The following is a 24,250-nucleotide window of genomic DNA, read 5'->3' as shown; positions in this document are numbered from 1 at the left end:
TTACCGGTCACCCGCGCGCTCCACCAAATCGTTTCCGTCGGGTGCGGATCGGGTGCGGATCGGATACGGATCAAAGGTCGATTTGATCGCTAATGTCGGCTTCCGTGACCGTGATCGCGTTTCCGGAAGTCCATCGCCGCGTCCCGGTCGCCATGGGGGCGTGTCTGTTCTCCTTCGCGGGCCTCTGGATCGCGCAGCGGGCCGCCGACGTCTCGATGATCGACCTGATGGTCTACCGGGCGGAGGGCGAGACCGTACGGGCCGGCGGTGACCTCTACGCGCTGCGGGCGACCGAGGCCCAACTGCCCACCACGTACCCACCGTTCGCGGCCCTGCTCTTCACCCCGCTGACACTGCCGGACCTGGCCGCCCTGCGCACCCTGGCGACAGCCGGGAACCTGGCCCTTGTCGTCGTCTTCGTGGGTTTCGCGCTGCGCATCGCCGGGCACGCGCGCGTGGAGACCGTCTGGTGGGTCGCGGCGGCGGCCGTGTGGTGCGAGCCGGTGTGGACGACCCTGCGGTACGGACAGGTCAATCTGCTGCTCGCCGCCCTGGTGTTGTGGGATCTGTCCCGGCGGCCGGGGCACCGCTGGGCCGGCGTCGGTATCGGTCTGGCGGCGGCCGTGAAGCTGACTCCAGCGCTGTTCGCGGTGTTCCTGCTGGCCACCGGTGTCGTGGCCCGGTTCAGGCATCGTTCCGGCGGCCCTTGGCTGCGGCACGCGCGCGGGGCGGCCCTCACCTTCGCCGGCGCGACCCTGCTGGCGGCGGCCGTCCTGCCGTACGACTCCTGGCGGTTCTGGACCCGGATGGTCTTCGCGGCGGGCCGGGTCGGGCATCCCGAGGACACCGCCAACCAGGCCCTGCGCGGGGTACTGGCCCGGCTGCTGCACACCCCGCAGCCCGGCGTCTGGTGGCTCGCCCCGGCGGCCGTCACGGGGGCGCTGGGCCTCTCTGTCGCGGTCACCGCCGAGCTGCGCGGACGGCGCGGTTCGGCGATGGCCGCGTGCGCGGTGACGGCGCTGCTGGTCTGCCCGGTGTCGTGGTCCCACCACTGGGTGTGGTGCGTGCCGATGGTGCTCGTGACGGCCGCGGCCCGCCGGCGCGCGGTGGCCGTCGGCATGGCGCTGGTCTTCTGCTCGTACGCCCTGTGGTGGGTGCCACACGGGCCGGGACGGCTGGAACTGCGACAGAACGGCGTCGAGTTGACGCTGTCGGGCCTCTATGTGGGGGCCGGGCTGCTCTTCCTGGCCCTCACCGGCGCCGAGACGCTCAGGCCGTCACGAACGAGTAGAAACGCTTGAGCGTGCAGTGCTCTTCGAGGAGGCGGCCGTAGATCGGCTCACCCTCCAGCTCGCGATACGTCTCGATCGGGTCGCCTTTTATGATCAGCGCCCGTGCGCATTCCTCGCACCAGTACTGGTAGTCGGCGTTGACGGGCTCCATGTCACGGACGATGGGCGTGCCGCTGCCGCACCAGTCGCACTTTCTCCTGTGTGCACCCATAGTTCAGCTCCAGCTGTGGCCGCAGGCCGTGCACACGTAGGAGATCCCTCCGTTGTCACCGAGTACTTGGGCAACGTGGAGCGAGCCGCAGGAAGGGCAGAGGAGGGTGGTCTTGCTCCGCATCACCACCAGCTCGGGGAGGCCATGGGCCTCCCCGCGGATGCTCGCAGGCATCGCTTCTCCCTCCCGTCGGGCCACGCCCCCTTCCGGCCGTTTGATTCTGCCACGGCCGGACCAATACGGTCAGCGACGCCTTCGTACCAGTCCGGACACGCGGCGGGAAAGAAGGTCGTCCGAAGAGGTATACGCCCGCCGGGCCACTCATGCTCAAGCAGGGACGCAGGTCACACACGAAAAATCCCGCCCCCTCACGGGAACGGGATCTTCTGTACCGATCTGATCTGTTCTGTGGAGCTAAGGAGAATTGAACTCCTGACCTCCTGCATGCCATGCAGGCGCTCTACCAACTGAGCTATAGCCCCTTGCTTCCATCCGGCGAAGCCGTATGGTGTTTCGCCCCGCTCGGCGGGGCGAACAAGAAGAACTTTAGCCTGCGACCAGCCGGAAAGTGAAATCCGGGTCCCGGCCCCGGTACGAGACGTTGCACGACGGTCAACGGTCAGTCGTCGTCGCCGAGCACCGGTTCCGGCAGCGTGCCGGCGTTGTGCTCAAGGAGCCGCCAGCCCCTGGCACCTTCACCGAGGACGGACCAGCAGCAGTTGGAGAGCCCGCCGAGGCTCTCCCAGTGGTGGGGCTCCAGACCGAGGAGGCGCCCTATGGTGGTGCGGATCGTGCCGCCGTGGCTGGTCACCACGAGCGTGCCGTTGTCGGGGAGCTTGTCGGCGTGCCGGAGGACCACCGGGGCGGCGCGGTCGGCGACCTCGGTCTCCAGCTCGCCACCGCCACGGCGGACTGGCTCGCCGCGCTTCCACGCCGCGTACTCCTCGCCGTGCCGGGCGATGATCTCGTCGTGCGTGAGGCCCTGCCAGACGCCCGCGTAGGTCTCGCGCAGGCCCTCGTCGTGCGTCACCTCCAGGCCGGTGAGCATGGCCAGCTCGGCGGCCGTCTTCGCGGCACGCTGGAGGTCGGAGGCGACGATCGCGTCCGGCTTCAGGGAGGCGAGCAGCCTGGCGGCACGGCGGGCCTGGCCGAGGCCGGTCTCGGTGAGCTCGACGTCCGTGGTGCCCTGGAAGCGGCGCTCCACGTTCCACGAGGTCTGGCCGTGGCGCCAGAGTATGACGCGGCGCCCTCGGCCCTTCCGGTCGGCCGCGTCGATGCCCGCCGTCACCGCGGCTCCCCACCCAGCTCGGCGGCCTCCTCCGCGGCCCGCAGCTTGGCGTGCTCCTCGCCCTTGCCACGGGTGGCCTTGGCGTCGGCGGGCAGCTCCAGCTCTGGGCAGTCCTTCCACAGCCGCTCCAGGGCGTAGAAGACCCGCTCCTCGCTGTGCTGGACGTGCACGACGATGTCGACGTAGTCGAGCAGCACCCAGCGGGCCTCGCGGTCGCCCTCGCGGCGCACCGGCTTGGCGTCGAGTTCCTTGTTCAGCCGCTCCTCGATCTCGTCAACGATCGACTTGACCTGGCGGTCGTTGGGCGCGGAGGCGAGCAGGAAGGCGTCCGTGATGGACAGCACGTCGCTGACGTCGTACGCGATGACGTCGTGCGCGAGCTTGTCGGCGGCCGCCTGCGCGGCCACATTGATCAGCTCGATGGCGCGATTGGTGGAAGTCACCCTCATCCTTTCGGGGGAACCCCGGCCTTCAGGACTGGGGCAAGTGCTACTTTCGGCACCGTGCTGAGCGAGAACCAAGCCAGCACGGCAACTCCTTCCAGTACATCATCCACCGGGCAGGTTCCAACCCGGCTGGCGTCGATCACGTAGGACCAGGCCGTTCGTCGAACGATCTGGCGGTGTGAGCCAGGAATCCCCATGCGGGGAGGGTTCAATACATGGCTTTCCGTAATGGCTATGGCATGGCGCGGCGGCCTCACTGCATACCGGCGCCCCCTCCCAGAGGGGGCGCCGATTATTTACCGGTGTAGTTCTGCCCCAGTACGACGGAGACGTCCGCGTTGGAGGTGGTCTTGCCCTTCTTCACGGCACCGGCCGGGAGGCCGAGGGTCTTGGCGACCTCGATGGCGTCCTGCTTGCGGGCCGCGTCGGAGTAGGTGACCTGGGAGGTCGCCTGGGCGGTGTCGACCGTGCCGGCGTCGAGGAAGGTGTAGCCGCCGTTGAGCAGGACCACGCGGGCCTGTTCGGTGGCGTCCTTGTCGCCGGTGGCGTTGCGGATGCCGACGCGGACGGCGTCCCCGGCGTCGGGGCTCTTCGCGGTGCCGCCGAGCAGGTCCTTGACCACGCTGTCGGAGTCCTCGGCGCTGAGGGTGCCGTCCTGCTGGACGGGCAGCAGCTCGGTCTTGTAGTCGCCGCCCTTGGCATGGTCGGCGAGCTTGGCGAGGAAGGTGCCGAGGTCCTTGTCGGTGAGCGAGGGGTCGAGGATCTGGGCCAGCGTCTGCACGGTGGTCGTGGCGGCCTGTGCGTCGGCGGACAGCTTGCGCAGCACCCCCTGCATGACCTGCCCGAACCGCTCCAGCTGGGCGTCCTGCGACTCACCGGAGGCCCGGTAGGTGGCGTAGGCGACGGCCATCTTGCCGCTGAGGGTCTGCCCCTTGCCCTTGTTGACGAGGGGGGCCTCGGTCTTCTTCTCGGCCTCGGGGTCGGGCACGTCGGTGTTCGTGTCGACGTCGATGTTGCCGACGAGCTCGACGAGGTTGTTCAGGTAGGGGGTGTCCAGCCGCCAGGTGCCCTCGATGTCGGTGCCGAGCACGATGTCGAGTCCGTCGCGGGTGCCGGCGGAGCCGTCGTCCTCGACGGACTTGGCGAGGGTGGTCGTGGTGCCGTCGTCACCGGACAGGGCGAGGGAGTTGGGTATCAGGACGGTGGCGCCCTGCTTCGTGGTGGTGTTGTTCACGAGCAGCGCCGTGGCGGTGCCGCCCTTCTTGGTGTCGTGCAGGTGGACGGCGATCACGTCGCGCTTCTGGGCGGCCGCCGAGGTAGTGGTGCCCGTCTGCTCGTCCGAGGACGAACCGGGCAGCAGGTCCGCGAACCACAGGTAGCCGACACCACCGGCCACGACCAGCGCGAACACCACCGTCAGCGCGATCAGCCGGCTCTTGGCGCGGCGCTTGGCCTCCTCACGGCGCTCGGTGCGGTTCTCCGTGAAGTTCAGCCAGTCGATGACGTCCTTGGAGTCACCGTCGGGTTCCTCGACGAAGGCGAACTGCTCGGTGCGGTACTCCCGCTCGCCGGAGTCCCGCCCCTGGGCAGGGGCACCGGTCCGGGGCTCGCTCTCCTCGGGGGCGCCGGTCTCCGCGGGCCCCGCCTGCTGCGGGATGTAGGCGGTCTGCTCGGTGACAGGGGCCTGGTGGCCGGTGCTCGCGGTCTGCCCGTAGGGGTCGTAAGGGGCGTACGGGGCGGCGGGGGCCTGCTGACTCGTGTCGTAGGAGGACACCGGTTGCTGCTGACCGGTCGCGTACGGGTCGTAGCCGTAGCCCTGTGGCTGCTGTTGTTGCGGCTGCTGTGGCTGCGTCCAGTACGGGTCGTACGCCTGCTGCTGGGGCACCTGTCGGTACACCGGCTGCCCGAACTCGTCGTATCCCACGAGTTCGTACTGCTGGTCGCCCCCGTAGCCAGCGTCGTATCGGTCGTTCACCGGTGCCCCTCTCGGCTCACTCGCCGCGGTACAGCTGCCGCTTGTCGATGTAGCGGACCACGCCGTCCGGCACCAGATACCAGACGGGGTCGCCCTTCGCGACTCTCGCACGACAGTCGGTGGAGGAGATGGCGAGCGCCGGGACCTCGACCAGCGAGACACCGCCCGCGGGCAGGCCGGGGTCGGCCAGGGTGTGACCCGGACGGGTGACCCCGATGAAGTGCGCGAGCGAGAACAGTTCCTCGGCGTCGCGCCAGGTGAGGATCTGGGCGAGCGCGTCGGCACCGGTGATGAAGAAGAGGTCCGTGTCCGGGTTGAGCTCGTGCAGCTCGCGCAGGGTGTCGATGGTGTAGGTGAGACCCTCGCGGTCGATGTCGATGCGGCTGACGGAGAACTGGGGGTTCTCCGCGGTCGCGATGACCGTCATGAGATAGCGGTCCTCGGCTGGCGAGACCTTGGTGTGCGATTTCTGCCACGGCTGTCCGGTCGGTACGAACACCACCTCGTCGAGGTGGAACTGCGAGGCGACCTCCTGGGCCGCGACAAGGTGACCGTGGTGGATCGGGTCAAACGTGCCGCCCATGACGCCGAGGCGGCGTCGGCCCTTGTCGTGCCGCGGACCGGTAGGCATTTCCTGCTCTCCCATGCGTCGAGACCCTACCGGCCCGGTCACCGCGTCCTGTTCGAACGACCATTTGCGCGGATTGGCGGAATCAGCGGTCCCGGTTGAAGCGCGTGGTGATCCACAGCAGCAGCATCAGGGCGAAGAACGCTCCACCGCCGGTCAGGTAGGGGCTGAGGCTTTCGTGGTTGCCGCCGTGCTCCCCGCCGCCCTCGGCGGCGAAAGTGACCAAGTCGGCAGCGGTGCTGTGGAAGCTCATCGTCGGCGTGACCTATCCGGGTGTGGGATCGGGATAAAGACTGCGCCCATCGTAAGCGGGGGGCTCATCGCCGATCACGTCGACTCCGCCCAGGACTGAACGCGGGGGCCACCGCGCGCGTACTTCCCGTACGACACAGCCGTTCGCGTACGTACTTCCCGCACGAGACAACCGTTCGCGTGCGCCGGACGTCCTTTCCGTCGGCGGGCGTCAGTCGTCCCGCTTGTATCCCCGCAGGAGGAACCACGCCATCAGGACGGAGCCCAGGACCATCACGATGAGCACCACGCGCAGCAGGTTGCCCGCTCCCTGTTCCTTCGCGGCGACGTCCGCGGCCTCGGTGAGCCAGCCCGCTGCCGGGAGGTGGGGGAGATGCACCATGAGATCGCTCCTTACCGGTTGATGCCCTGCCACCGTAACTCCGCCTAGGCTGGATCCCGCTTCGGGGGCAACATGGGCAACCAGACGCATGGGGGATAAACATGCCGGACGACAGCCACGAGCAGAACGGGCACGAGAACGTGCCGAGCAGGCAGCGCAGGCGCTTCGAGGGAATCTCCTCGCGGGCGTACGAACACCCCGCGGATCGCTCGGCGCTGGTGGCGCTGCGCAAGCTCAGCGGCTTCGACACGGTGTTCAAGGCACTCAGCGGTCTGCTGCCCGAGCGCAGCCTGAGGCTGCTGTTCCTGTCCGACTCGGTACGGGTCTCGGACCAGCAGTTCGCACACCTGAACGACATGCTGCGGGATGCCTGCTACATCCTGGACCTGGAGAAGGTCCCGCCGATGTATGTGAACCAGGACCCGACACCGAACGCGATGTGCATCGGCCTGGACGAGCCGATCATTGTCGTGACGACCGGGCTCGTCGACCTGCTCGACGAGGAGGAGATGCGGGCCGTCATCGGCCACGAGGTCGGCCACGCGCTCTCCGGTCACGCGGTGTACCGCACGATACTGCTGTTCCTGACCAACCTGGCGCTGCGGATCGCCTGGATCCCGCTGGGCAACCTCGCGGTCATGGCGATCGTGACCGCGCTGCGCGAGTGGTTCCGCAAGTCGGAGCTGTCCGCCGACCGCGCCGGGCTGCTCGTCGGCCAGGACCTCCAGGCCTCGATGCGCGGGCTGATGAAGCTCGCCGGCGGCCACCACCTGCACGAGATGAACGTGGACGCGTTCCTCGCGCAGGCCGAGGAGTACGAGGCCGGGGGCGACCTGCGCGACTCCGTGCTGAAGATCCTGAACGTGCTGCCCCGCTCGCACCCCTTCACCACCGTGCGCGCGGCCGAGCTGAAGAAGTGGGCCGAGTCCCGCGACTACCAGCGGATCATGGACGGGCACTACCCGCGGCGCAGCGAGGACAAGGACACCTCGGTCACCGACTCCTTCCGTGAATCGGCCGCGCACTACACGAGCCATGTCAAGAGCTCCAAGGACCCGCTGATGAAGCTGGTCAGCGACATCGCGGGCGGCGCGGGCGACCTCGGCGGCCGGGTCCGGCGCGGCTTCGGCGGCTTCGCCAACGGCGGCAGCGGCTCCTCCGGCTCCTCCGGCTCCTCCGGCTCCGCCACCGGCACGGACACCGCCCAGGACAGGCGTCCTGACGACGAGTGACGCACGGCGACGGCCACTGACACAGAGCGCCCGGCCAGGAGGTTGTGACCTTCGAGCCGGGCGCTCTTGTGCCTCGGGTATGCCTCGGGCGTCATTCGGCCCGGCGCGGGTGCGTCACACCTTCGGCTGGGCGCCCTGCGCGAGAGAGCCGCACAGGGCCGTGGCGCCACCGGTGGCGTACGGGTCGGTGCCGGCCGGGCCGCCCTCCTTGTCCGTCTGGCCGGCGAGCAGCGGGCGCAGATGGTTCGCGGCGTCGTCGGCGCAGGCCAGGGGGCCGGCCTGGACGTAGGAGACGACGACCTCGGCCTGGCGGGTGCGCAGGTCGTCCTGGTCGAAGCGGAAGTGCAGCTCGCGCCGGACGGTGAACAGCGAGGCCTGCGCCTTGTCACCGGAGGCGGGCCGCAGCGCGTACACGAAGGTGTGGGCGGCGACGACCTCCAGGGTGCCGGAGTCGTACTCGGCGGCCTGGAGGGTGCCCTGGACGCGGATCTTGGGGTCGGCGAGCTTCGCGCGGGAGGGGTCGAAGCGGACCAGCCAGCCGGTGGGGGCGTGCCGGCCGTCGGCGGTGGGCCGGTCGAAGCTCTGCTCGAACTGGTCGAGCTGCTGTGAGTCGAGCAGCCTGCGGACCGGCTGGACGGTGGTGCCGCCGAGCACCTGCGGGTCGAGCGCGGAGGCGACGAGATACTCCTTGGCGATGGTCAGCGAGGTGACGACCTGGCCGTCGGTGAAGTGCTCGGTGCGTCGGGTGGCCGGCATCGTGATGCCCTCGGCGCCGATGCGGAACTGGGCGGCGGGACTGCGCGCGAACAGCTTCTCGGGGTCCTCGGCGCCGGGCACCGCGGCCTGCGGCGCCAGGGGGATCACCGTCATCCTGAGCGGCTCGGCGGGCTTGGCGGCCGGGGCCTCGTACGGGTGGCGCACGCCCATGTAGATCGCGGTGCCGAAGGCGAGGGCGATCAGCAGAACGAGGATCAGCGCCTGCCGGGAGAGGCCGCGGCGCAGGGGCGGGCGGCTGCGTACGGCCGGGGCGTGGTCGGTGAGGCGCTCCTGTGCGGAGAACTCCTGGATACGGGCAGCACGGACAAACGATTCGTCGAAGACGACGGATCGGTACTCGTCCTCTCCACCGCCGGGGCCGCCCTCGGGAGTCCCTTCAGGTGGGTTTCCAGGCCCGCCCATACCTTGAGAGTAGGTCTCCGGAGGCCCCGGTAAACGCGCTGCTGGTCAGGGCGTGCGGGGCGTCGCCGGTGCCGCCGGCTGGGAGAAGTCCGCGGAGGCGGAGGGGCCGGTCGAGGTGCCCTGTTCGACGCCGGTGGTGGCCGGGGGCGGCGGGACCTGTTCGCCGCGGCCGGAGGAGGCGCCCCGGTAGACCGCGGTGAAGGCGAGCGCGACCATGCCTATGCCCATGACCAGGGCGAGGATCCAGGCGACGGGCCGGTGCCAGCGGGTCTGCTTGCCGTACGGCCTGCCATACGCCCCGTCGACGCCGTAGCGGCCCTCCAGTACGTCGGTGTCGTCGAGGTCGTCCAGCTCGTCGTCACGGCCGTGGCCGAAATCGGAGCCGTCGGGTCCGAAGCCGTCGTCATAGCGGTCGTCGTCGCCCCGTGCGCCTCTGGAGTGCGCGCGGCGCGCTTCGGCCTCCTGGGCCGCGGCACGGGCCTCCGCCGCTGCGAGCAGACGTTCGACCGCGGTCGGCTCATGGACCACGGCTGCCCGTACGAAGGCCTCGTCGAAGACCACGGAGGCGAACTCTTCGTCCATACCCCCGCGGTCGCGGTCGTCGTCGGGCTCCCAGCCGTCAGGGAACGGCGTGCCCCCCACGTCCTCCGGCACGGGATCCAGAGTAGACCGGGGTGGTCAATTTGGGCAGACGGTAAGGAAATTCATCCGTCTTACTGAGCCGTTTCACAGGGCCGCCGACCGGTGTGCCGCGCGGCGGCCGGCTCAGCGGCGTACGTGCCCGTCGCCCGTCACGATGTACTTCGTGCTGGTCAGCTCGGGCAGGCCCATCGGACCGCGGGCGTGCAGCTTCTGGGTGGAGATGCCGATCTCGGCGCCGAAGCCGAACTGGCCGCCGTCGGTGAAGCGGGTTGACGCGTTGACGGCGACGGTCGTGGAGTCGACCAGCTGGGTGAAGCGGCGGGCCGCCTGCTGGGAGGTGGTGACGATGGCCTCGGTGTGGCCCGAGGTCCACAGCCGGATGTGCTCGACCGCCTTGTCGAGTGAGTCGACGACCGCAGCCGCGATGTCGTAGGAGAGGTACTCGGTCTCCCAGTCCTCGGCGGTGGCCTCCACGACCGTCGCCTTGGAGTCCTTGGCGTACGCCATGACCCTCTCGTCGGCGTGCACGGTGACCCCGGCCTCCGCGAGGGCGTCCAGGGCGCGGGGCAGGAACTCGGGGGCGATGTCCTGGTGGACGAGGAGGGTCTCGGCGGCGTTGCAGACACTGACGCGCTGGGCCTTGGAGTTGATCAGGATCTCGATCGCCGTGTCGAGGTCGGCGTGCGCGTCGACATAGACGTGGCAGTTGCCCGTGCCGGTCTCGATCACCGGGACGGTGGACTCCTCGACGACCGTGCGGATCAGGGAGGCGCCGCCGCGCGGGATGAGCACGTCGACCAGGCCGCGGGCGCGCATCAGCTCGCGTACGGACTCACGGCTCTCGCCGGGGACGAGTTGGACGGCGTCGGCGGGCAGCCCGGCGCCGCCGACGGCGTCGCGCAGCACCCGTACGAGGGCGGTGTTCGACTCATAGGCGGAGGACGAGCCGCGCAGCAGCACCGCGTTGCCGGACTTCAGACAGAGGGCGGCCGCGTCCACGGTCACGTTCGGGCGGGCCTCGTAGATGATGCCGACGACACCGAGCGGGACGCGGACCTGGCGCAGGTCGATGCCGTTCGGCAGGGTCGAGCCGCGGACGATCTCGCCGACCGGGTCGGGCAGCGCGGCCACGTCGCGGACGTCGGCGGCGATGGCGCGGATCCGCTCCGGGGTCAGCGTCAGCCGGTCGACGATCGCCTCGCTGGTGCCGGCCTCGCGTGCCTTGGCGATGTCCTTGGCGTTGGCCTCGACGATCTCACTCGTACGGACTTCCAGCGCGTCGGCGATGGCGAGCAGCGCGTCGTCCTTCTCGGCGCGAGGCAGCGGCGCGAGGTCGGCGGCGGCGGCCTTGGCACGGTAGGCGACCCGGGTGACCGGGGACATGGAGTCGTACGGCGAGAGCGTGGTCATAAGGGAAGGGTAGTGCGCCCGGCGAGGGCGTCCATCGGCTATCCCAAACCGCGAGACACCCCGGGACACACCCGGAAGGGCTCCCCGCGCGGTGGTCAGAAGGGGTGGACTCCGACGGGCGTCGCCGGTGGCGGACCGTATCCCTCGGCGATGCGCTGGTGGTACGTCTGGCGGTCGATGACCTCCAGGCCGACGATCTCCCAGGGCGGCAGTCCGGCCGTACGGCGGTGCTCGCCCCACAGGCGCAGGGCGACGGCGGCCGCGTCGTGGAGGTCGCGGGCCTCCTCCCAGTAGCGGATCTCGGCGTGGTCGCTCGCATAGCGGCTGGTCAGCAGAAAGGGATGGTCGTGGGCCAGCTGTTGCAGGCCGCGCCGCACCTCCTTCAGCGGGGTCTCGGGGCCGGAGACGCTCAGCGTGATGTGCCACAGCCGGGGCAGGTCCCGCGGCTCCTCGGCGGCCTCGCTCTCGTACGTGTCCGAGACGCTGACGCTGGTGAGCGTCCGCTCCTCGCCGGCCGCACGGGAGGTACCACCACCACGGGACACCGCGGTCCCGGGGCGCACTCGTCTCACGACGGCCTCCTTCACAACGAACTGTGCTTCCACAGCGAACTGTGCTTCGCGATGGGTCGTGCGGAATCTCCCTCGAGACAAAGTTGAGCAGGCTCAGGGGCTTCGCGTGGCCGTTTTACGGAACGCACACCGGCGGGGGCCGTGCTTCGGCCCCTCCAGAGGGCCGCTGGTCAGGGATGCAGGAGGACGAGGTCGTCCCTGTGTACGACCTCTCGTTCGTACGCGGGACCCAGCTCGCGCGCCAGTTCCCGGGTCGAGCGGCCGATCAGCTGGGGGATCTCCTTGGCGTCGAAGTTGACCAGCCCGCGCGCGACGGCCCGCCCCTCGCCGTCCCGCAGCTCGACGGGGTCGCCCGCGACGAACTCGCCCTCGACGGCCGCGATACCGGCCGGCAGCAGCGACTTGCGCCGCTCGACGACCGCGCGTACGGCGCCGTCGTCGAGGGTGAGCGAACCCTGCGGGGTGGAGGCGTGCTGGAGCCACAGCAGCCGGTCGGCGGAGCGCTTGCCGGTGGGGTGGAAGTACGTGCCGGTGTCGCGGCCGGCGAGGGCGTCCGCCGCGTGGATCGCGCTGGTCAGGACCACGGGGATGCCCGCTCCTGTGGCGATCCCCGCCGCCTCGACCTTGGTGACCATGCCGCCGGTACCGACGCCCGCCTTGCCGGCACTGCCGATCTCGACGTGCGCGAGGTCCTCAGGCCCCCGTACCTCCGCTATCCGCGACGTGCCGGGCTTGCTGGGGTCGCCGTCGTAGACGCCGTCCACGTCCGAGAGCAGGACCAGCAGGTCGGCGCGGACGAGATGGGCGACGAGGGCGGCGAGACGGTCGTTGTCGCCGAAGCGGATCTCGTCCGTGGCGACGGTGTCGTTCTCGTTGACGACCGGCAGGGCGCCCATCGCGAGGAGCTTGTCGAGGGTGCGGGAGGCGTTGCGGTGGTGGGCGCGGCGGCTCATGTCGTCGGAGGTGAGGAGCACCTGACCGACGCGGATGCCGTAACGGGCGTAGGAGGCCGTGTAACGGGCCACCAGCAGCCCCTGGCCGACGCTGGCGGCCGCCTGCTGCCGGGCGAGGTCCTTGGGGCGGCGACGCAGCCCCAGCGGCGCGAGGCCCGCCGCGATGGCGCCGGACGAGACGAGCACGATCTCCCGCTCTCCCCCGCTGCGGACCTTGGCGAGCACGTCCACGAGGGCGTCCACCCGGTCCGCGTCGAGGCCCCCGGAGGCCGTCGTCAGCGACGAGGAGCCCACCTTCACGACGATCCGGTGCGCTTCCGCCACGCCCGCCCGTCTCCCACCACCGCCCTCAACCGAGGCCCTTCGGGCCGCCCCTCCTGCCCTTGTTGCCGCTGACACCCGTTTCCCCAATGTTCTGAACCAGCCCGGTGTGTGCAGTCTGCAATCTACGTGAGGTCACGGACCAGACGCTTGAGCATTTCGCTGGGCGGGACGACACCGACTGTTCTCCGACTGTTCTCTGGAGCGTTTATGGGAAGACGGTGAAATGCCTCTCAAGGTTGCAGCCGTCATGCCCGATATGCGGCGACCTGTCCTCGCGGCAGATTGCTCCCCGGCCTCCCTAGGTCATACGGTCAGGGATCGGCCACTGGCCGCCCCCCCCACTGCTTTCGTTCCCTCCCTGTCCGTCGCACCCTCCGCAGGAGCCCAGCCCGTGCCCTCCGCAGGCCTCGCCCCACGCCGCATCGCGCAGCTGTCAGCGCTGCTGGCGATGTTCGCGCTCTTCACGGCCCAGATCGTCTCCGCGCTGCTGCCGAACATCCCCGTGTTCGTCGCCGCGAGCGCGGTCGGCCTCGCCCTGGACACGTACTTGCAGTACCGGGACCCCGGCCTGCTCGCACTGCTGGGCAAGGTCCGCTTCGAGGTCCTGGTACGCCAGTTGCTGCGCGACATGCTGATCCTGGTGGGCCTGCTGCGCATCGAGGGCATCGACCCGCTGCGCGAGCAGGCGCCGCTGCTGGTCGGCCTGTGCGTCTGCTATGCGGCGCACTTCACCTGCCAGGCCGTCTCGGTGCTGGTCCGCCGCACCCGGACGCTGCCGATCGTCACCCGCAACATCGACGCCTCCGCGCTGCGTCTGACCGCCGCCCCGCCGCGCATCCTGGCCCGCCGCCAGGCCCACCGTCTGCTGACGTTCTCCCTGCCGATCACGGCCGGTCTGCTGCTCACCGCGGTCACGAAGGACGTCGTCTGGGGCCTCCTGGGCCTCGGTGTCGGTCTCGCCCTGCTCGCGGGCGGCACGGCGTACCTGGCGACCTGGCTGCTGCCGAAGAAGCGGGCCAAGAGCGAGAAGCAGGTCATGGACTGGCTGGACAAGTGGCTGGCGGTGTACCGGCCGACCGTCGCCATGTACTTCTCGGGCGGTACGACGTCGGCGTACCAGGCGAACATGTGGCTCTCCACGCTGTCCCAGCTGGAGAAGCCGCTGATCGTGCTGCGTGAGCGTTTCATGGTGCAGAAGATCGACGCGACGGACGTGCCGGTCATCTGCTTCCCGAAGGTCTCGACGATGTTCTCCCTGGAGAACTCGACGCTGAAGATGATGCTGCACCCGGCCAACGCCGCGAAGACCTCCCAGGTGTTGCGCATCCCCACCATCAAGCACGCCTTCATCAACCACGGCGAGAGCGACAAGCTGTCGTCCTGCAACCCGTACGCGAAGGCGTACGACGAGGTGTGGGTCGCCGGCCCCGCGGCACGTGAGCGGTACGCGCTCGCCGAGGTCGGCGTCGAGGACAAGGACATCGTCGAGGTCGGCCGCCCGCAGCTGGCGCCGATCCGCCCGTACGCCGGCCCGCCGACCGGCACGTACACGACCGTTCTCTACGCCCCGACCTGGGAGGGCTGGGACGGCAACCCCGGCAACACCTCGGTGGTCCTGGCCGGCGAGAACATCGTCCGCGAGCTGCTCGCCGACGACAAGGTGCGGCTGCTGTACAAGCCGCACCCGATGACCGGGTCCGTCGACCCGCGCGCGGGTGCCGCGAACGAGCGGATCAAGGCGATGATCCGCGAGGCGAACACGAAGCGTTCGGGCGCGCGGCCCGGCCCCGAGGCCGCGACCGAACTGGCCCGTCGCACCGCCGAGTTGGACGAGCTGACCTCGACGTCGTTCCGGGTCAGCGCGGACGAAATGGAGCGGATGCTGCTCCAGGGCACGCCGAGCGGTGACCGTGAGGCGGCCATCGCCGAGGCGACGCTTGCCTGGGAGAAGGCGTACTGGGCGTCCTTCCCCGAGTGGGAGCACCTCATCGTCACCGAGGCGCGGCCCGCGATCTTCGCCTGCTTCAACGCGTCCGACCTGCTGATCAGCGATGTCTCCTCGGTCGTCTCCGACTGGCTGTCCAGTGAGAAGCCGTACGCCGTCGGCAACACCTCGGGGCTGTCGGAGGAGGCGTTCCGCGCGGCCTTCCCGACGGTGTCGGCGGGTGTCGTCATCGCCCCGAACGCCGCCGAGGTCCCGGCGCTGCTGGACTCCGTCCGCAACCCCGAGAAGGACCGGTTCACCAAGGCCCGCGCCGACCTCAAGGAACAGCTCCTCGGGCCCTCCGACCCGCCTTCCCTCGTCCGCTTCGACTCCGCCGTCAAGGCCCTGTGCGCCAAGGCCGACGAACGCCGCGTGCGCATGGAGTCCCGCCTCGCGGACGAGGTCCCCTCACCGCGAGAGGTGGGCGACGACTCGGGAACCGAGGGCGAGCCGAGCGACTCGGAGGACGCGGGAGCGCTCCGCTGAGGACGTGGTGAAGGGCCCCGGAGGCTTCTCGGCCTCCGGGGCCCTTGTGTATGTCGGCGCCCGATGGCTCGGGGTGTATGTCGGCGCCCGATGGCTCGGGGGAATGCGTTGTCGGGCGACCGCGGGTTCGTCGTGGCTTGTCGCGCAGTTCCCCGCGCCCCTTATGGGGCGCGGCACGGGTGGACGCAGCGGCACCTCGTGGCGCCGAGTTGCGCAGCCCACCCCGCTCAGCCGCAGCCTTGGGGTGCCTCTGAAAGCAGGAGCACCCCAGGGCTGCGCCGTCCTCTAGAACGGCTCGAAGTCGTCGTACGCCTTTTCGATCTCGTCCCGCTCGGCCTGCCGGTCGCGGCGGCGCTGGACGGCGGGGCGGGGCGCGTCGAGGCGGTGGTCCTCGCCCCGGCGGCCGAGCATCTCCGCTCCGGCCATGACGGACGGCTCCCAGTCGAAGACGACCGCGTTCTCCTCGGGCCCGATGGCGACGCCGTCCCCGGACCGGGCACCCGCCTTCATCAGCTCTTCCTCGACACCGAGCCGGTTGAGGCGATCCGCGAGGTAGCCGACCGCCTCGTCGTTGTTGAAGTCGGTCTGCCGCACCCAGCGCTCCGGCTTCTCGCCCCGCACGCGGAACAGCGGCTCCCCGCCGACCTCCTCGCGCGTGACGGTGAAGCCCGCGTCGTCGACGGCCTTGGGCCGGATGACGATCCGGGTCGCCTCCTCCTTGGGCTTGGCGGCCCGCGCCTTGCCGACGAGGTCGGCGAGGGCGAAGGACAGCTCCCTCAGCCCCATGTGGGCGACGGCGGACACCTCGAAGACCTGGTAGCCACGGGCTTCGAGGTCGGGCCGTACCATCTCGGCGAGGTCCTTGCCGTCGGGTACGTCGATCTTGTTGAGGACGACGATCCGCGGCCGGTCGCCGAGACCGCCGTACTGCTTGAGCTCCTCCTCGATGATGTCGAGGTCGGAGACGGGGTCGCGGTCCGATTCGAGGGTCGCCGTGTCGAGGACGTGCACCAGCACGCTGCAGCGCTCCACATGGCGCAGGAACTCAAGGCCGAGGCCCTTGCCCTGGCTGGCGCCCGGGATCAGGCCCGGCACGTCCGCGATCGTGTACACCGTCGCGCCCGCGGTCACCACGCCCAGGTTCGGGACGAGCGTCGTGAAGGGGTAGTCGGCGATCTTCGGCTTGGCGGCGGACAGGACGGAGATCAGCGACGACTTGCCCGCGCTCGGGTAGCCCACCAGCGCCACGTCGGCGACCGTCTTGAGCTCCAGGACGATGTCCCGCAGATCCCCGGGCACGCCGAGCAGCGCGAAGCCGGGCGCCTTGCGGCGGGCGGAGGCGAGGGCCGCGTTGCCGAGGCCGCCCCGGCCGCCCTGCGCGGCGACGTACGACGTGCCGTGGCCGACGAGGTCCGCCAGGACGTTGCCCGCCTTGTCGAGGACGACGGTGCCGTCCGGCACGGGCAGGACCAGGTCCTGACCGTCCTTCCCGGACCGGTTGCCGCCCTCGCCCGGTTTGCCGTTGGTGGCCTTGCGGTGCGGGGAGTGGTGGTAGTCGAGGAGCGTGGTGACGGACTGGTCGACGGTGAGGATGACGTCGCCGCCACGGCCGCCGTTGCCCCCGTCGGGGCCGCCCAGCGGCTTGAACTTCTCACGGTGGACGGAGGCACAGCCGTGACCTCCGTTACCCGCGGCGACATGCAGTTCGACGCGGTCCACGAAGGTGGTCATGGTGGGTGCCTCCAGAGACTTACGGGTTCAGTTATCGGTTAACACGCGAAAGGCGGACCCGCCTTCCCGACCGGGAAGTGAGGTCCGCCTCGCGAAAAGACTTCCGATCAGGCGACCGGAACGATGTTCACGACCTTGCGACCACGGCTGGTGCCGAACTCGACCGCACCGGCGTTCAGCGCGAACAGCGTGTCGTCCTTGCCGCGGCCGACACCCGAGCCCGGGTGGAAGTGCGTGCCGCGCTGGCGGACCAGGATCTCACCCGCGTTGACGACCTGACCGCCGAAACGCTTCACGCCGAGGCGCTGAGCGTTGGAGTCACGACCGTTACGGGTGGACGATGCGCCCTTCTTGTGTGCCATCTCTCCTCAGTCCCTTACTTCGCAGCCGCGGGGATCTCAGTGACCTTGATCGCCGTGTACTGCTGGCGGTGGCCCTGACGACGGCGGTAGCCGGTCTTGTTCTTGTAGCGCAGAATGTCGATCTTCTGGCCCTTGTGGTGGTCCACGACCTCGGCCTGGACCTTGATGCCGGCCAGCACCCACGGGTCGCTGGTCACAGCGTCGCCGTCGACAACGAGCAGGGTCGAGAGCTCGACCGTGTCGCCAACCTTGGCGGTGGAAATCTTGTCAACCTCAACGATGTCGCCGACAGCAACCTTGTGCTGGCGACCACCGCTGCGCACGATGGCGTACACGCGGATCTCACTCTCTCGCTCGGAAACGGCACCCCCGCAGTCCAGCCGCCCGACACGCGAACGGCCTCTCCCGGAGCGCCCGGCGCCCGGAAGGATGAGGTTTACGGGGATGTGGCGCGCCCGAGTGGACATCCGGACGGATATCTATGGACACGCCGAGGGTCAAGATTACGGGGCCTTGCCCGGAGGGGGCAAATCGAGCCCTACCCCGTCACGTGGTCGCGTCGTTCTCGCGCAGCGCGGGCCCGTGTAGTTGCCGGAGCCGGTGAAGCTGATCTTGTTGCGGACCCCGTCGTACGCGCCGTCGATCAGGATGTACTTGGAGTGGATGATGTACGGCGTGGTCAGCTTCTGGCCGGGGTTCAGCGGGTCCCGGTCGTCGTTGTAGCAGCGCACGGTCGGCCCGCCGGACGTGTGCAGCTTCTCCCCCGTCCCGGCCGTCCCGCCGCTGCTCTTGGCGCTGTTCTTGTACGTGCACTGCACGTTGTTGAGCACCGAGTACACGGTGTCGGTGGCCCGGGTGTTCCCGGCCCGGGGGAAGAAGTACGCCTTGTACAGGCCGTTGCTGACGGTCCGGTACTCCCAGCTCGCCCAGTCCTTGGCCACCATTGTGTCGAAGTAGTCGGCGTACGCGTCGTCCATCGTCGGGTTGTTCGGCAGCAGCAGCGCGTCGTTGAAGTACTTGGTGTGCGCGTACTTCGGGTCACCGAGGCAGGACTAGTCGACGGGGCAGGTCGCGACGTACGACCCCTTCGTACGGTCGGTGCCGAGCGCGGCGGCGAGGCTGTTGTACGAGGTCTTGGCGGGCCGGTCGCTGGTGCTCGACTCGTCCAGCAGGACCTGGACGTTCACGCCGCGGTCCTTGGCGGCGACGAGCGCGTCGACGACTGACGCCTCCCACACGTGGTAGACGGCGGCCTTGATGGTGGAGCCGGGCAGTGCGGCGGCCGTGAGCTCGATGAGCCGCGTACGGATGGCGAGATGCTCGCTCTCGGCGCCCAGCGGGTCGTTGAAGACGGGGCCCTCGGTCCAGGTCGGGGCGGCCTGCGCGGTCCCCGCGGACACCGCCGCCGCACCCCGACCGCCGACAGCACCGTGGCCGGCGCCGCGGCCTTGCGGTCGCCCCTGACCGGCTTCACAGCCCGATGCCGCCCAGCGCCCTTCAGGCGCACGCGCGCCATGCGGCCCTCCCCCAGCCGCTGTGAAGTTCCTCTCCCCGGACACGACAGCCCCCGAACGCTCCGGTGCCCCGGCCCGGCGGGAAAACCGCCGGGCCGGGGCACCAGTTGGTTGCGCCCGGGAGACTCAGCTCTCGTCGGTCGAAGCGGTGACCGTGGCCGACGTCTGCTCGGCGGCCACCGTGGTCTTCTTCGAGGCCGCCTTCTTCGTCGCCGCCTTCTTGGCCGTGGCCTTCTTCGCGACCGTCTTCTTGGCCGCCGCCGTCTTCTTCGTGGCGGCCTTCTTCGCCGTCGCCTTCTTGGCCGTCTTGCGCGCGGTCTTCTTGGCGGGAGCCTCGGCCTCCGCCTCCTCCGCAGCCGCGCCGGCCTCGGTCACGTCCTCCGCGGATGCCGACGGAACCACCACAACAGCGGTGTCCTCCGGCGCGGTGGGCGCCGTCGCCTTGCGTACGGCACGCCGCCGCGGACGCGCGGGAGCCGCGCTCTCGGCAACAGGCGCCGCTTCCGGCTGCTCCGCCACAGGCTCGGCAGCAGGCTCCGGGGCGGGCTCGGACGCCGGCTCGGCCACGGGCTCCACGACCGGCTCGACGACCGTCACCACGGCGTCGTCCGCCGCGGCCCCGGCCGGGGTGCCCGCGGGCGCGGACACCTTCCGGGTCACCCGACGACGCGTACGCCCCTTGAGCGCGGCCTCCTCGGCACGCACGGCGGCCGGCATCTCGACGACCGGGTCCTCCACCGCGACCGGCTCCGCCTCGGCGGCCTCCCGCGACTTCGGCGCCTGCTCCTCGACGACCTCGGCGGGCACGACGGTCACGGCCTCGCGCTGCTTCGGCGCACCCGAGGGCGCGGAGGCCCGGCGGGTCGCCCGGCGACGCGAACGACCGCGCGCGACCGACGCCTCGGCCTCGGCGACGCTGCTGTACAGCTCCTCGTCCGGCTCGAACTCCGGGGCAGGCAGCGCGATGGGCGCGGCGACCTCGGCGGCCACCTCGGCCTCGACCAGCTCCGCCGGCTCGATCGGCTCGACGGCCTCGACCTCGGCCACCGCCTCGTGCTCGGGTTCCACACCACCACGCCCGCGCTTGCGGCGCTTGCCGCCACCACCGGCGGCGGTCGGCTGATCCATGTGCACGATCACGCCACGCCCGTTGCAGTGGACACAGGTCTCGGAGAAGGACTCCAGCAGCCCCTGTCCGACCCGCTTGCGCGTCATCTGGACCAGGCCCAGCGAGGTGACCTCGGCCACCTGGTGCTTCGTACGGTCGCGGCCCAGGCACTCCAGCAGACGCCGCAGCACCAGGTCCCGGTTGGACTCCAGCACCATGTCGATGAAGTCGATGACGACGATGCCGCCCAGGTCGCGCAACCGCAGCTGGCGCACGATCTCCTCGGCCGCCTCCAGGTTGTTCCTGGTGACCGTCTCCTCCAGGTTGCCGCCCTGGCCGGTGAACTTGCCGGTGTTGACGTCGACCACGACCATGGCCTCGGTCTTGTCGATCACCAGCGAACCACCGCTGGGCAGCCACACCTTGCGGTCCAGCGCCTTCATCAGCTGCTCGTCGATGCGGTACGTCGCGAAGACGTCGACCTCGGAGGTCCACTTCTGCAGGCGGTCCGCCAGGTCGGGAGCGACATGGGAGACGTACCCGTGGATGGTCTCCCACGCGTCCTCGCCGCTGACGATGACCTTGGAGAAGTCCTCGTTGAAGATGTCGCGGACCACCCGGACGGTCATGTCCGGCTCGCCGTAGAGCAGCGACGGCGCACTTGAGCTGCCACCGCTCTTGGCCTTCTTCTGGATGTCCCCCCACTGCGCCTGCAGCCGCTCGACGTCACGGCGCAGCTCGTCCTCGCTCGCGCCCTCGGCGGCGGTGCGCACGATGACGCCCGCGTCCTCGGGGACGATCTTCTTGAGGATGGTCTTCAGCCGGGCCCGCTCGGTGTCGGGCAGCTTGCGGCTGATGCCGGTCATCGACCCCTCGGGGACGTAGACCAGGTAGCGGCCCGGCAGCGAGACCTGGCTGGTCAGACGCGCGCCCTTGTGCCCGATCGGGTCCTTCGTCACCTGGACGAGCACGGACTGGCCGGACTTGAGCGCGCTTTCGATGCGCCGCGGGCCGTTGGCCATGCCCAGTGCCTCGAAGTTGACCTCACCGGCGTACAGGACGGCGTTGCGGCCCTTGCCGATGTCGATGAAGGCGGCCTCCATCGACGGCAGCACGTTCTGCACCTTGCCGAGGTAGACGTTGCCGACGTACGAGGTCGACTGCTCCTTGTTGACGTAGTGCTCGACGAGCACGTTGTCCTCGAGGACGCCGATCTGGGTGCGCTCGCCGCTCTGGCGGACGACCATGACGCGCTCGACGGCCTCACGGCGGGCGAGGAACTCGGCCTCGGTGATGATCGGGACGCGACGACGCCCCTGCTCACGGCCTTCCCGGCGCCGCTGCTTCTTGGCCTCCAGACGGGTCGAGCCCTTGATGGACTGCACCTCGTCGGACGGCTCGGCGTCCTTCGCGCGCCGCTCGCGCGGCTCACGGACCTTCACGACCGTGCGCTCGGGGTCGTCGGACGCCGGCTCGGCCTCCGTACCCGAGTCACCGGCGCGACGACGACGGCGACGGCGCCGACGGCTGCTGCTGGAGCCGGAACCACCGGCCTCGTCGCGCTCGTCCGCCTCGTCCTCGGCGTCCTCGTCCACCTGCTCGGCGGTGTCCTCGGCGTCCTGCGCGGCCTGCTCGGCGGCGAGTTCCTCGCCCTCGGCGGCCTCACCCTCGGCCTCGGCCGACTCGCCCCGACGGCGGCGACGGCCACCCCGGCGACGGCGACGACGCGACCCGGTGGACTCCTCCTCGCCGAACTCGTCACCTTCGGCGCCCTCTTCGGGCTCCTCGTTCTCCTCCGGCTCGTCGGCCACCACGGTGGCGGCCGCAGGCTGCTCCGCCTCGGCGGGCTCACCCCGACGGCGACGGCGACGACGCGCCCCGCCGGTGCCCTCCTCCTCGGCGAACCCGCCGAACTCGGTGGCCTCGGCGCTCTCGACGACCTCGGCGGTCTCCGTCTCCGCCTCCGCCTCGGCGGCGGCCTGCGCGGCCGCCCGCTCCGGCGTCTGGAACATCGGCTCGGTGAACACCGGAGCCTGGAACACGGCCATGGCGGGGCGCGCGGGCCGCGCCGGGGTCTCCTCGGCGATCGGCGCCGCGGGCTCGGAGAACCCACCGGCGGCCTTGCGCGTGGCCCGACGACGCGTACGCCGCGGCCCGGCCTCCTCGGTCTCGACCTCTGCGGCCGGGGCGGGCTTGCTCTCCACGGCAGCGGCGACGGGCTCCGCCTGCTCTTCGACGGACTCCTCGACCGGCGTACCGGCGGGCGCGGCCACCCGCCGCGTGGCACGACGACGCGTACGGCGCGGCGCGGCCTCCTCCGCGGCCTCCTCGACCGGCACGGCGACGGGCTCCTCAGCGGCGACGAGGGCTTCCACGACCTTTGTCGAAGCCTCCACGGTCTCCGGCGCGGTGGCCGCGACCTCGGCGGCCTTCGGCTCACCGGCGGGCGCGGACACCCGGCGGGACGCACGGCGACGCGCACGACCGGCGGGCGCGGCCTCCTCTGCGGCGGCGGGCGCCGGAGCGGCAGCCTCGGGCTCGGCGGCGGCCGGCACGGCACTCTCCACGACCTCGGCGGCCTCGGGCGCACCGGCGGGCGCGGACACCCGGCGGGACGCACGACGGCGCGGACGACCGGCGGGCGCGGCCTCCTCGACGCCGGCGGGCGCCTCAGCGACCACAGCGGCGGCCTCAGGCTCGCTGGTCTCAGCAGCGACGGCCGGCACCACGGTCTCGGCGGCCTCGGCCCCCTCCGGCGCACCGGCGGGCGCGGACACCCGGCGGGACGCACGACGGCGCGGACGACCGGCGGGCGCGGACACCCGGCGGGACGCACGACGGCGCGGACGACCGGCGGGCGCGGCCTCCTCGACGCCGGCGGGCGCCTCAGCGACCACGGCAGCGGCCTCTTCAGCCGCTGCGGCCTCCTCGGTCTCTTCGACCTCGGCGGCGGTCTCGTCCACCTCGGTCGGCTCAGTCTGCTCCGCGGCAGCGAGGTCCATTGCCCCCGCGGCCGGTACGGTCGGCGCGGTGGTCTCGGCGGGCGCTTCGGAGCCGGCCGCCGGCGGGCCCGCCGGGCGGGACGCGGCACGGCGGCGACGGCGCGGCGGCAGGGTGTCGCTGGGCGTGTTGTGTTCGGAGCCCTGCGTGGACTCCACGGGTTCGATCTGTTCGGGCATGCGGGCGTTTCTCCCGTCAGGCTCCCGGGCGCCGCACCCGGTCCGGCGTGGCCGGTGACGTCCGCGGTTCGCGTCGTGCGCGACTGCCGCCGTCCGGGGCGCGGGCGCCGCACGGGAACTCTCTGTGTCCTGTCTCGCCGGTTCCGTACGCCGTGTTGCGTACGGCCTGGCGAAAGTCTTGTGGTCGGTGCGCTGCCCGACCCAGGTGGCTCCCGGATCCGAGGGCGGCGCTACGACGTCCGTCCCTACGCGGGACCTTCCGGCGCCGGCGCCTTCGCGGTGGCAGCGGGTGCGGCCGTTGTGAGGGCCGTCGCCGCCTCGCGGTCGGGCGCGAGCGGGTCGGTCACCGTGCCGGTCTCTTCATCGAACAGCCCCTGCGCCAGCCTGGTCACCGCTGCGGGGACCGGCGGCGCCAGGTCGGCCACGGCGCGGAGACCGGACAGGACGTCGTCGGGTCGTACGGCAGGCGTCACGTGCCGAACAACCAGCCGCAGTATCGCACAGGGCTGGTCGGTCGGCCTATCAGCCTGTGGACTGTGCGTCTCAGGACCGTCTCGTCCGTCACGACTGTCGAGGTCGACGACGGCGACGCGGGCGTCGAACGTCCGTACGCCGTTCTTGGTCATGCGCTGGACCTCGACCACGTCCGCCGCCTTGAAGGCCGCGACGGCGCGCTCGGCGTCCGCCGGGTCCACACCGTCCAGGCGCAGCTCCCATACGGAGGCGGTGAGCCGGTCGGCGAGCCCGGAGGTGCGGGCCTCGACCGCGTCGATGATGTCGAGCCCGGCGGGCAACGACTCGTCGAGTAGAATCCTGAGCTTCTCCGGGTCGCGCGCGTCGGTGAGCGCGATCTCCAAGTACTCCGCCTCGCTGCCCGTGCCGGTGGGTGCGGCATTGGCGTACGACACCTTCGGATGCGGCGTGAACCCCGCCGAGTACGCCATCGGCACCTCGGCACGGCGCAGCGCACGCTCGAAGGCGCGCTGGAAGTCACGGTGGCTGGTGAACCGGAGGCGGCCGCGCTTGGTGTAGCGCAGTCGGATGCGCTGCACCGCGGGTGCGGGCGGCGGGCCTTCGGGCTGTCGCTTGCCCAGTGTCGT

The 24,250-nt window shown here is 70.7% G+C and carries 23 protein-coding genes and 1 tRNA gene; 3 read left to right on the top strand and 21 right to left on the bottom strand.

The annotated features are described in order from the left end of the window. Positions 1 to 104 precede the first annotated feature (104 nt). Positions 105 to 1,301 carry a glycosyltransferase 87 family protein gene (locus tag CES90_RS09360; protein ID WP_229913645.1) on the top strand — a complete coding sequence of 399 codons (1,197 nt, stop codon included), beginning with the start codon at positions 105 to 107 and terminating at the stop codon, positions 1,299 to 1,301. Here the strand turns inward: CES90_RS09360 and CES90_RS09355 are convergent. From CES90_RS09355 to CES90_RS09315, 9 genes are all read right to left on the bottom strand, one after another. Further along, a complete protein-coding gene (locus CES90_RS09355) occupies positions 1,270 to 1,503 on the bottom strand; it encodes a hypothetical protein (protein ID WP_005479297.1) in 234 nt (77 codons plus the stop codon). The genes CES90_RS09360 and CES90_RS09355 overlap by 32 nt on opposite strands. 3 nt (positions 1,504 to 1,506) lie before the next feature. Further along, complete coding sequence (locus CES90_RS09350; protein ID WP_189781404.1) at positions 1,507 to 1,677, bottom strand: hypothetical protein; 171 nt, start codon at positions 1,675 to 1,677, stop codon at positions 1,507 to 1,509. A gap of 235 nt (positions 1,678 to 1,912) precedes the next feature. After that, positions 1,913 to 1,985: transfer RNA gene (locus tag CES90_RS09345), tRNA-Ala, on the bottom strand. Positions 1,986 to 2,122: 137 nt separating this feature from the next. Continuing rightward, complete coding sequence (locus CES90_RS09340) at positions 2,123 to 2,791, bottom strand: histidine phosphatase family protein (RefSeq protein ID WP_189781405.1); 669 nt, start codon at positions 2,789 to 2,791, stop codon at positions 2,123 to 2,125. Then, on the bottom strand, positions 2,788 to 3,234 hold the full coding sequence (rsfS, locus tag CES90_RS09335) for a ribosome silencing factor (protein ID WP_189781406.1): 447 nt from the start codon (positions 3,232 to 3,234) through the stop codon (positions 2,788 to 2,790). The genes CES90_RS09340 and rsfS overlap by 4 nt, the downstream gene beginning before the upstream one ends. A 295-nt stretch (positions 3,235 to 3,529) precedes the next feature. After that, positions 3,530 to 5,212, bottom strand: a complete 1,683-nt coding sequence (locus CES90_RS09330) for an LCP family protein (protein WP_189781407.1) — start codon at positions 5,210 to 5,212, stop codon at positions 3,530 to 3,532. Between the two features lie 16 nt (positions 5,213 to 5,228). After that, positions 5,229 to 5,858, bottom strand: a complete 630-nt coding sequence (gene nadD / locus CES90_RS09325; protein WP_189781408.1) for a nicotinate-nucleotide adenylyltransferase — start codon at positions 5,856 to 5,858, stop codon at positions 5,229 to 5,231. Positions 5,859 to 5,925: 67 nt separating this feature from the next. Then, the gene (locus CES90_RS09320) at positions 5,926 to 6,093 is read right to left on the bottom strand and encodes a hypothetical protein (protein WP_189781409.1); all 168 of its coding nucleotides are present in this window, start codon (positions 6,091 to 6,093) and stop codon (positions 5,926 to 5,928) included. A gap of 210 nt (positions 6,094 to 6,303) precedes the next feature. After that, complete coding sequence (locus tag CES90_RS09315; protein WP_189781410.1) at positions 6,304 to 6,474, bottom strand: hypothetical protein; 171 nt, start codon at positions 6,472 to 6,474, stop codon at positions 6,304 to 6,306. Positions 6,475 to 6,575: 101 nt separating this feature from the next. Between CES90_RS09315 and CES90_RS09310 the strand changes: the two genes are divergently transcribed. Continuing rightward, positions 6,576 to 7,706: a M48 family metallopeptidase gene (locus CES90_RS09310; protein WP_189781411.1), complete on the top strand. Its 1,131-nt coding sequence runs from the start codon at positions 6,576 to 6,578 to the stop codon at positions 7,704 to 7,706. A gap of 114 nt (positions 7,707 to 7,820) precedes the next feature. Here CES90_RS09310 and CES90_RS09305 read toward each other — a convergent pair whose 3' ends face one another. From CES90_RS09305 to proB, 5 genes are all read right to left on the bottom strand, one after another. Continuing rightward, the gene (locus CES90_RS09305) at positions 7,821 to 8,885 is read right to left on the bottom strand and encodes an SCO2583 family membrane protein (RefSeq protein WP_189781412.1); all 1,065 of its coding nucleotides are present in this window, start codon (positions 8,883 to 8,885) and stop codon (positions 7,821 to 7,823) included. Between the two features lie 45 nt (positions 8,886 to 8,930). After that, the gene (locus tag CES90_RS09300; protein ID WP_189781413.1) at positions 8,931 to 9,539 is read right to left on the bottom strand and encodes an SCO2584 family spore wall biosynthesis protein; all 609 of its coding nucleotides are present in this window, start codon (positions 9,537 to 9,539) and stop codon (positions 8,931 to 8,933) included. A 111-nt stretch (positions 9,540 to 9,650) separates the two neighbouring features. Continuing rightward, on the bottom strand, positions 9,651 to 10,937 hold the full coding sequence (locus CES90_RS09295; RefSeq protein ID WP_189781414.1) for a glutamate-5-semialdehyde dehydrogenase: 1,287 nt from the start codon (positions 10,935 to 10,937) through the stop codon (positions 9,651 to 9,653). 95 nt (positions 10,938 to 11,032) lie between these two features. Beyond that, positions 11,033 to 11,500 carry a hypothetical protein gene (locus tag CES90_RS09290; RefSeq protein ID WP_189781524.1) on the bottom strand — a complete coding sequence of 156 codons (468 nt, stop codon included), beginning with the start codon at positions 11,498 to 11,500 and terminating at the stop codon, positions 11,033 to 11,035. A gap of 179 nt (positions 11,501 to 11,679) precedes the next feature. Then, positions 11,680 to 12,786 (bottom strand): glutamate 5-kinase, encoded by a 1,107-nt coding sequence (proB, locus tag CES90_RS09285; protein ID WP_189781415.1) that lies wholly within the window; start codon positions 12,784 to 12,786, stop codon positions 11,680 to 11,682. 391 nt (positions 12,787 to 13,177) lie between these two features. Between proB and CES90_RS09280 the strand changes: the two genes are divergently transcribed. Continuing rightward, positions 13,178 to 15,256 carry a hypothetical protein gene (locus CES90_RS09280; protein ID WP_189781416.1) on the top strand — a complete coding sequence of 693 codons (2,079 nt, stop codon included), beginning with the start codon at positions 13,178 to 13,180 and terminating at the stop codon, positions 15,254 to 15,256. 285 nt (positions 15,257 to 15,541) lie between these two features. Here the strand turns inward: CES90_RS09280 and obgE are convergent, their stop codons facing one another. The 7 genes from obgE to CES90_RS09250 form a co-directional block, all read right to left on the bottom strand. Continuing rightward, positions 15,542 to 16,987, bottom strand: a complete 1,446-nt coding sequence (obgE, locus tag CES90_RS09275; protein WP_189781417.1) for a GTPase ObgE — start codon at positions 16,985 to 16,987, stop codon at positions 15,542 to 15,544. A gap of 107 nt (positions 16,988 to 17,094) precedes the next feature. Further along, on the bottom strand, positions 17,095 to 17,349 hold the full coding sequence (rpmA, locus tag CES90_RS09270; protein WP_009305234.1) for a 50S ribosomal protein L27: 255 nt from the start codon (positions 17,347 to 17,349) through the stop codon (positions 17,095 to 17,097). A gap of 14 nt (positions 17,350 to 17,363) precedes the next feature. Further along, on the bottom strand, positions 17,364 to 17,684 hold the full coding sequence (gene rplU / locus CES90_RS09265) for a 50S ribosomal protein L21 (RefSeq protein ID WP_004931419.1): 321 nt from the start codon (positions 17,682 to 17,684) through the stop codon (positions 17,364 to 17,366). Between the two features lie 168 nt (positions 17,685 to 17,852). Next, entirely contained in the window at positions 17,853 to 18,326 is a 474-nt protein-coding gene (locus CES90_RS49425) for a hypothetical protein (RefSeq protein ID WP_229913646.1), read from the bottom strand. A gap of 75 nt (positions 18,327 to 18,401) precedes the next feature. Further along, positions 18,402 to 18,749: a phospholipase D-like domain-containing protein gene (locus CES90_RS49420; RefSeq protein ID WP_229913647.1), complete on the bottom strand. Its 348-nt coding sequence runs from the start codon at positions 18,747 to 18,749 to the stop codon at positions 18,402 to 18,404. A gap of 240 nt (positions 18,750 to 18,989) precedes the next feature. Beyond that, complete coding sequence (locus CES90_RS09255) at positions 18,990 to 23,150, bottom strand: Rne/Rng family ribonuclease (RefSeq protein ID WP_208921412.1); 4,161 nt, start codon at positions 23,148 to 23,150, stop codon at positions 18,990 to 18,992. 245 nt (positions 23,151 to 23,395) lie between these two features. After that, positions 23,396 to 24,202 (bottom strand): TIGR03936 family radical SAM-associated protein, encoded by an 807-nt coding sequence (locus CES90_RS09250; RefSeq protein ID WP_189781419.1) that lies wholly within the window; start codon positions 24,200 to 24,202, stop codon positions 23,396 to 23,398. Positions 24,203 to 24,250: the final 48 nt, after the last annotated feature.

Origin of the sequence: Streptomyces capitiformicae (genome assembly GCF_002214185.1) — a bacterium.
Lineage (GTDB): Bacteria > Actinomycetota > Actinomycetes > Streptomycetales > Streptomycetaceae > Streptomyces > Streptomyces capitiformicae.
The sequence above is the reverse complement of the archived record's forward strand: the minus strand, read 5'-3'. Positions and strand labels throughout refer to the sequence as shown.

Excerpts from the sequence above, each read along its gene's own strand:
- CES90_RS09355 (WP_005479297.1), bottom strand. The coding sequence starts at position 1,503 with ATGGGTGCACACAGGAGAAAGTGCGACTGGTGCGGCAGCGGCACGCCC.
- CES90_RS09350 (WP_189781404.1), bottom strand. The coding sequence starts at position 1,677 with ATGCCTGCGAGCATCCGCGGGGAGGCCCATGGCCTCCCCGAGCTGGTG.
- nadD (WP_189781408.1), bottom strand. The coding sequence starts at position 5,858 with ATGGGAGAGCAGGAAATGCCTACCGGTCCGCGGCACGACAAGGGCCGA.
- CES90_RS09320 (WP_189781409.1), bottom strand. The coding sequence starts at position 6,093 with ATGAGCTTCCACAGCACCGCTGCCGACTTGGTCACTTTCGCCGCCGAG.
- CES90_RS09315 (WP_189781410.1), bottom strand. The coding sequence starts at position 6,474 with ATGGTGCATCTCCCCCACCTCCCGGCAGCGGGCTGGCTCACCGAGGCC.
- CES90_RS09310 (WP_189781411.1), top strand. The coding sequence starts at position 6,576 with ATGCCGGACGACAGCCACGAGCAGAACGGGCACGAGAACGTGCCGAGC.
- CES90_RS09305 (WP_189781412.1), bottom strand. The coding sequence starts at position 8,885 with ATGGGCGGGCCTGGAAACCCACCTGAAGGGACTCCCGAGGGCGGCCCC.
- CES90_RS09295 (WP_189781414.1), bottom strand. The coding sequence starts at position 10,937 with ATGACCACGCTCTCGCCGTACGACTCCATGTCCCCGGTCACCCGGGTC.
- obgE (WP_189781417.1), bottom strand. The coding sequence starts at position 16,987 with ATGACCACCTTCGTGGACCGCGTCGAACTGCATGTCGCCGCGGGTAAC.
- rpmA (WP_009305234.1), bottom strand. The coding sequence starts at position 17,349 with ATGGCACACAAGAAGGGCGCATCGTCCACCCGTAACGGTCGTGACTCC.
- CES90_RS49425 (WP_229913646.1), bottom strand. The coding sequence starts at position 18,326 with ATGGACGACGCGTACGCCGACTACTTCGACACAATGGTGGCCAAGGAC.
- CES90_RS09255 (WP_208921412.1), bottom strand. The coding sequence starts at position 23,150 with ATGCCCGAACAGATCGAACCCGTGGAGTCCACGCAGGGCTCCGAACAC.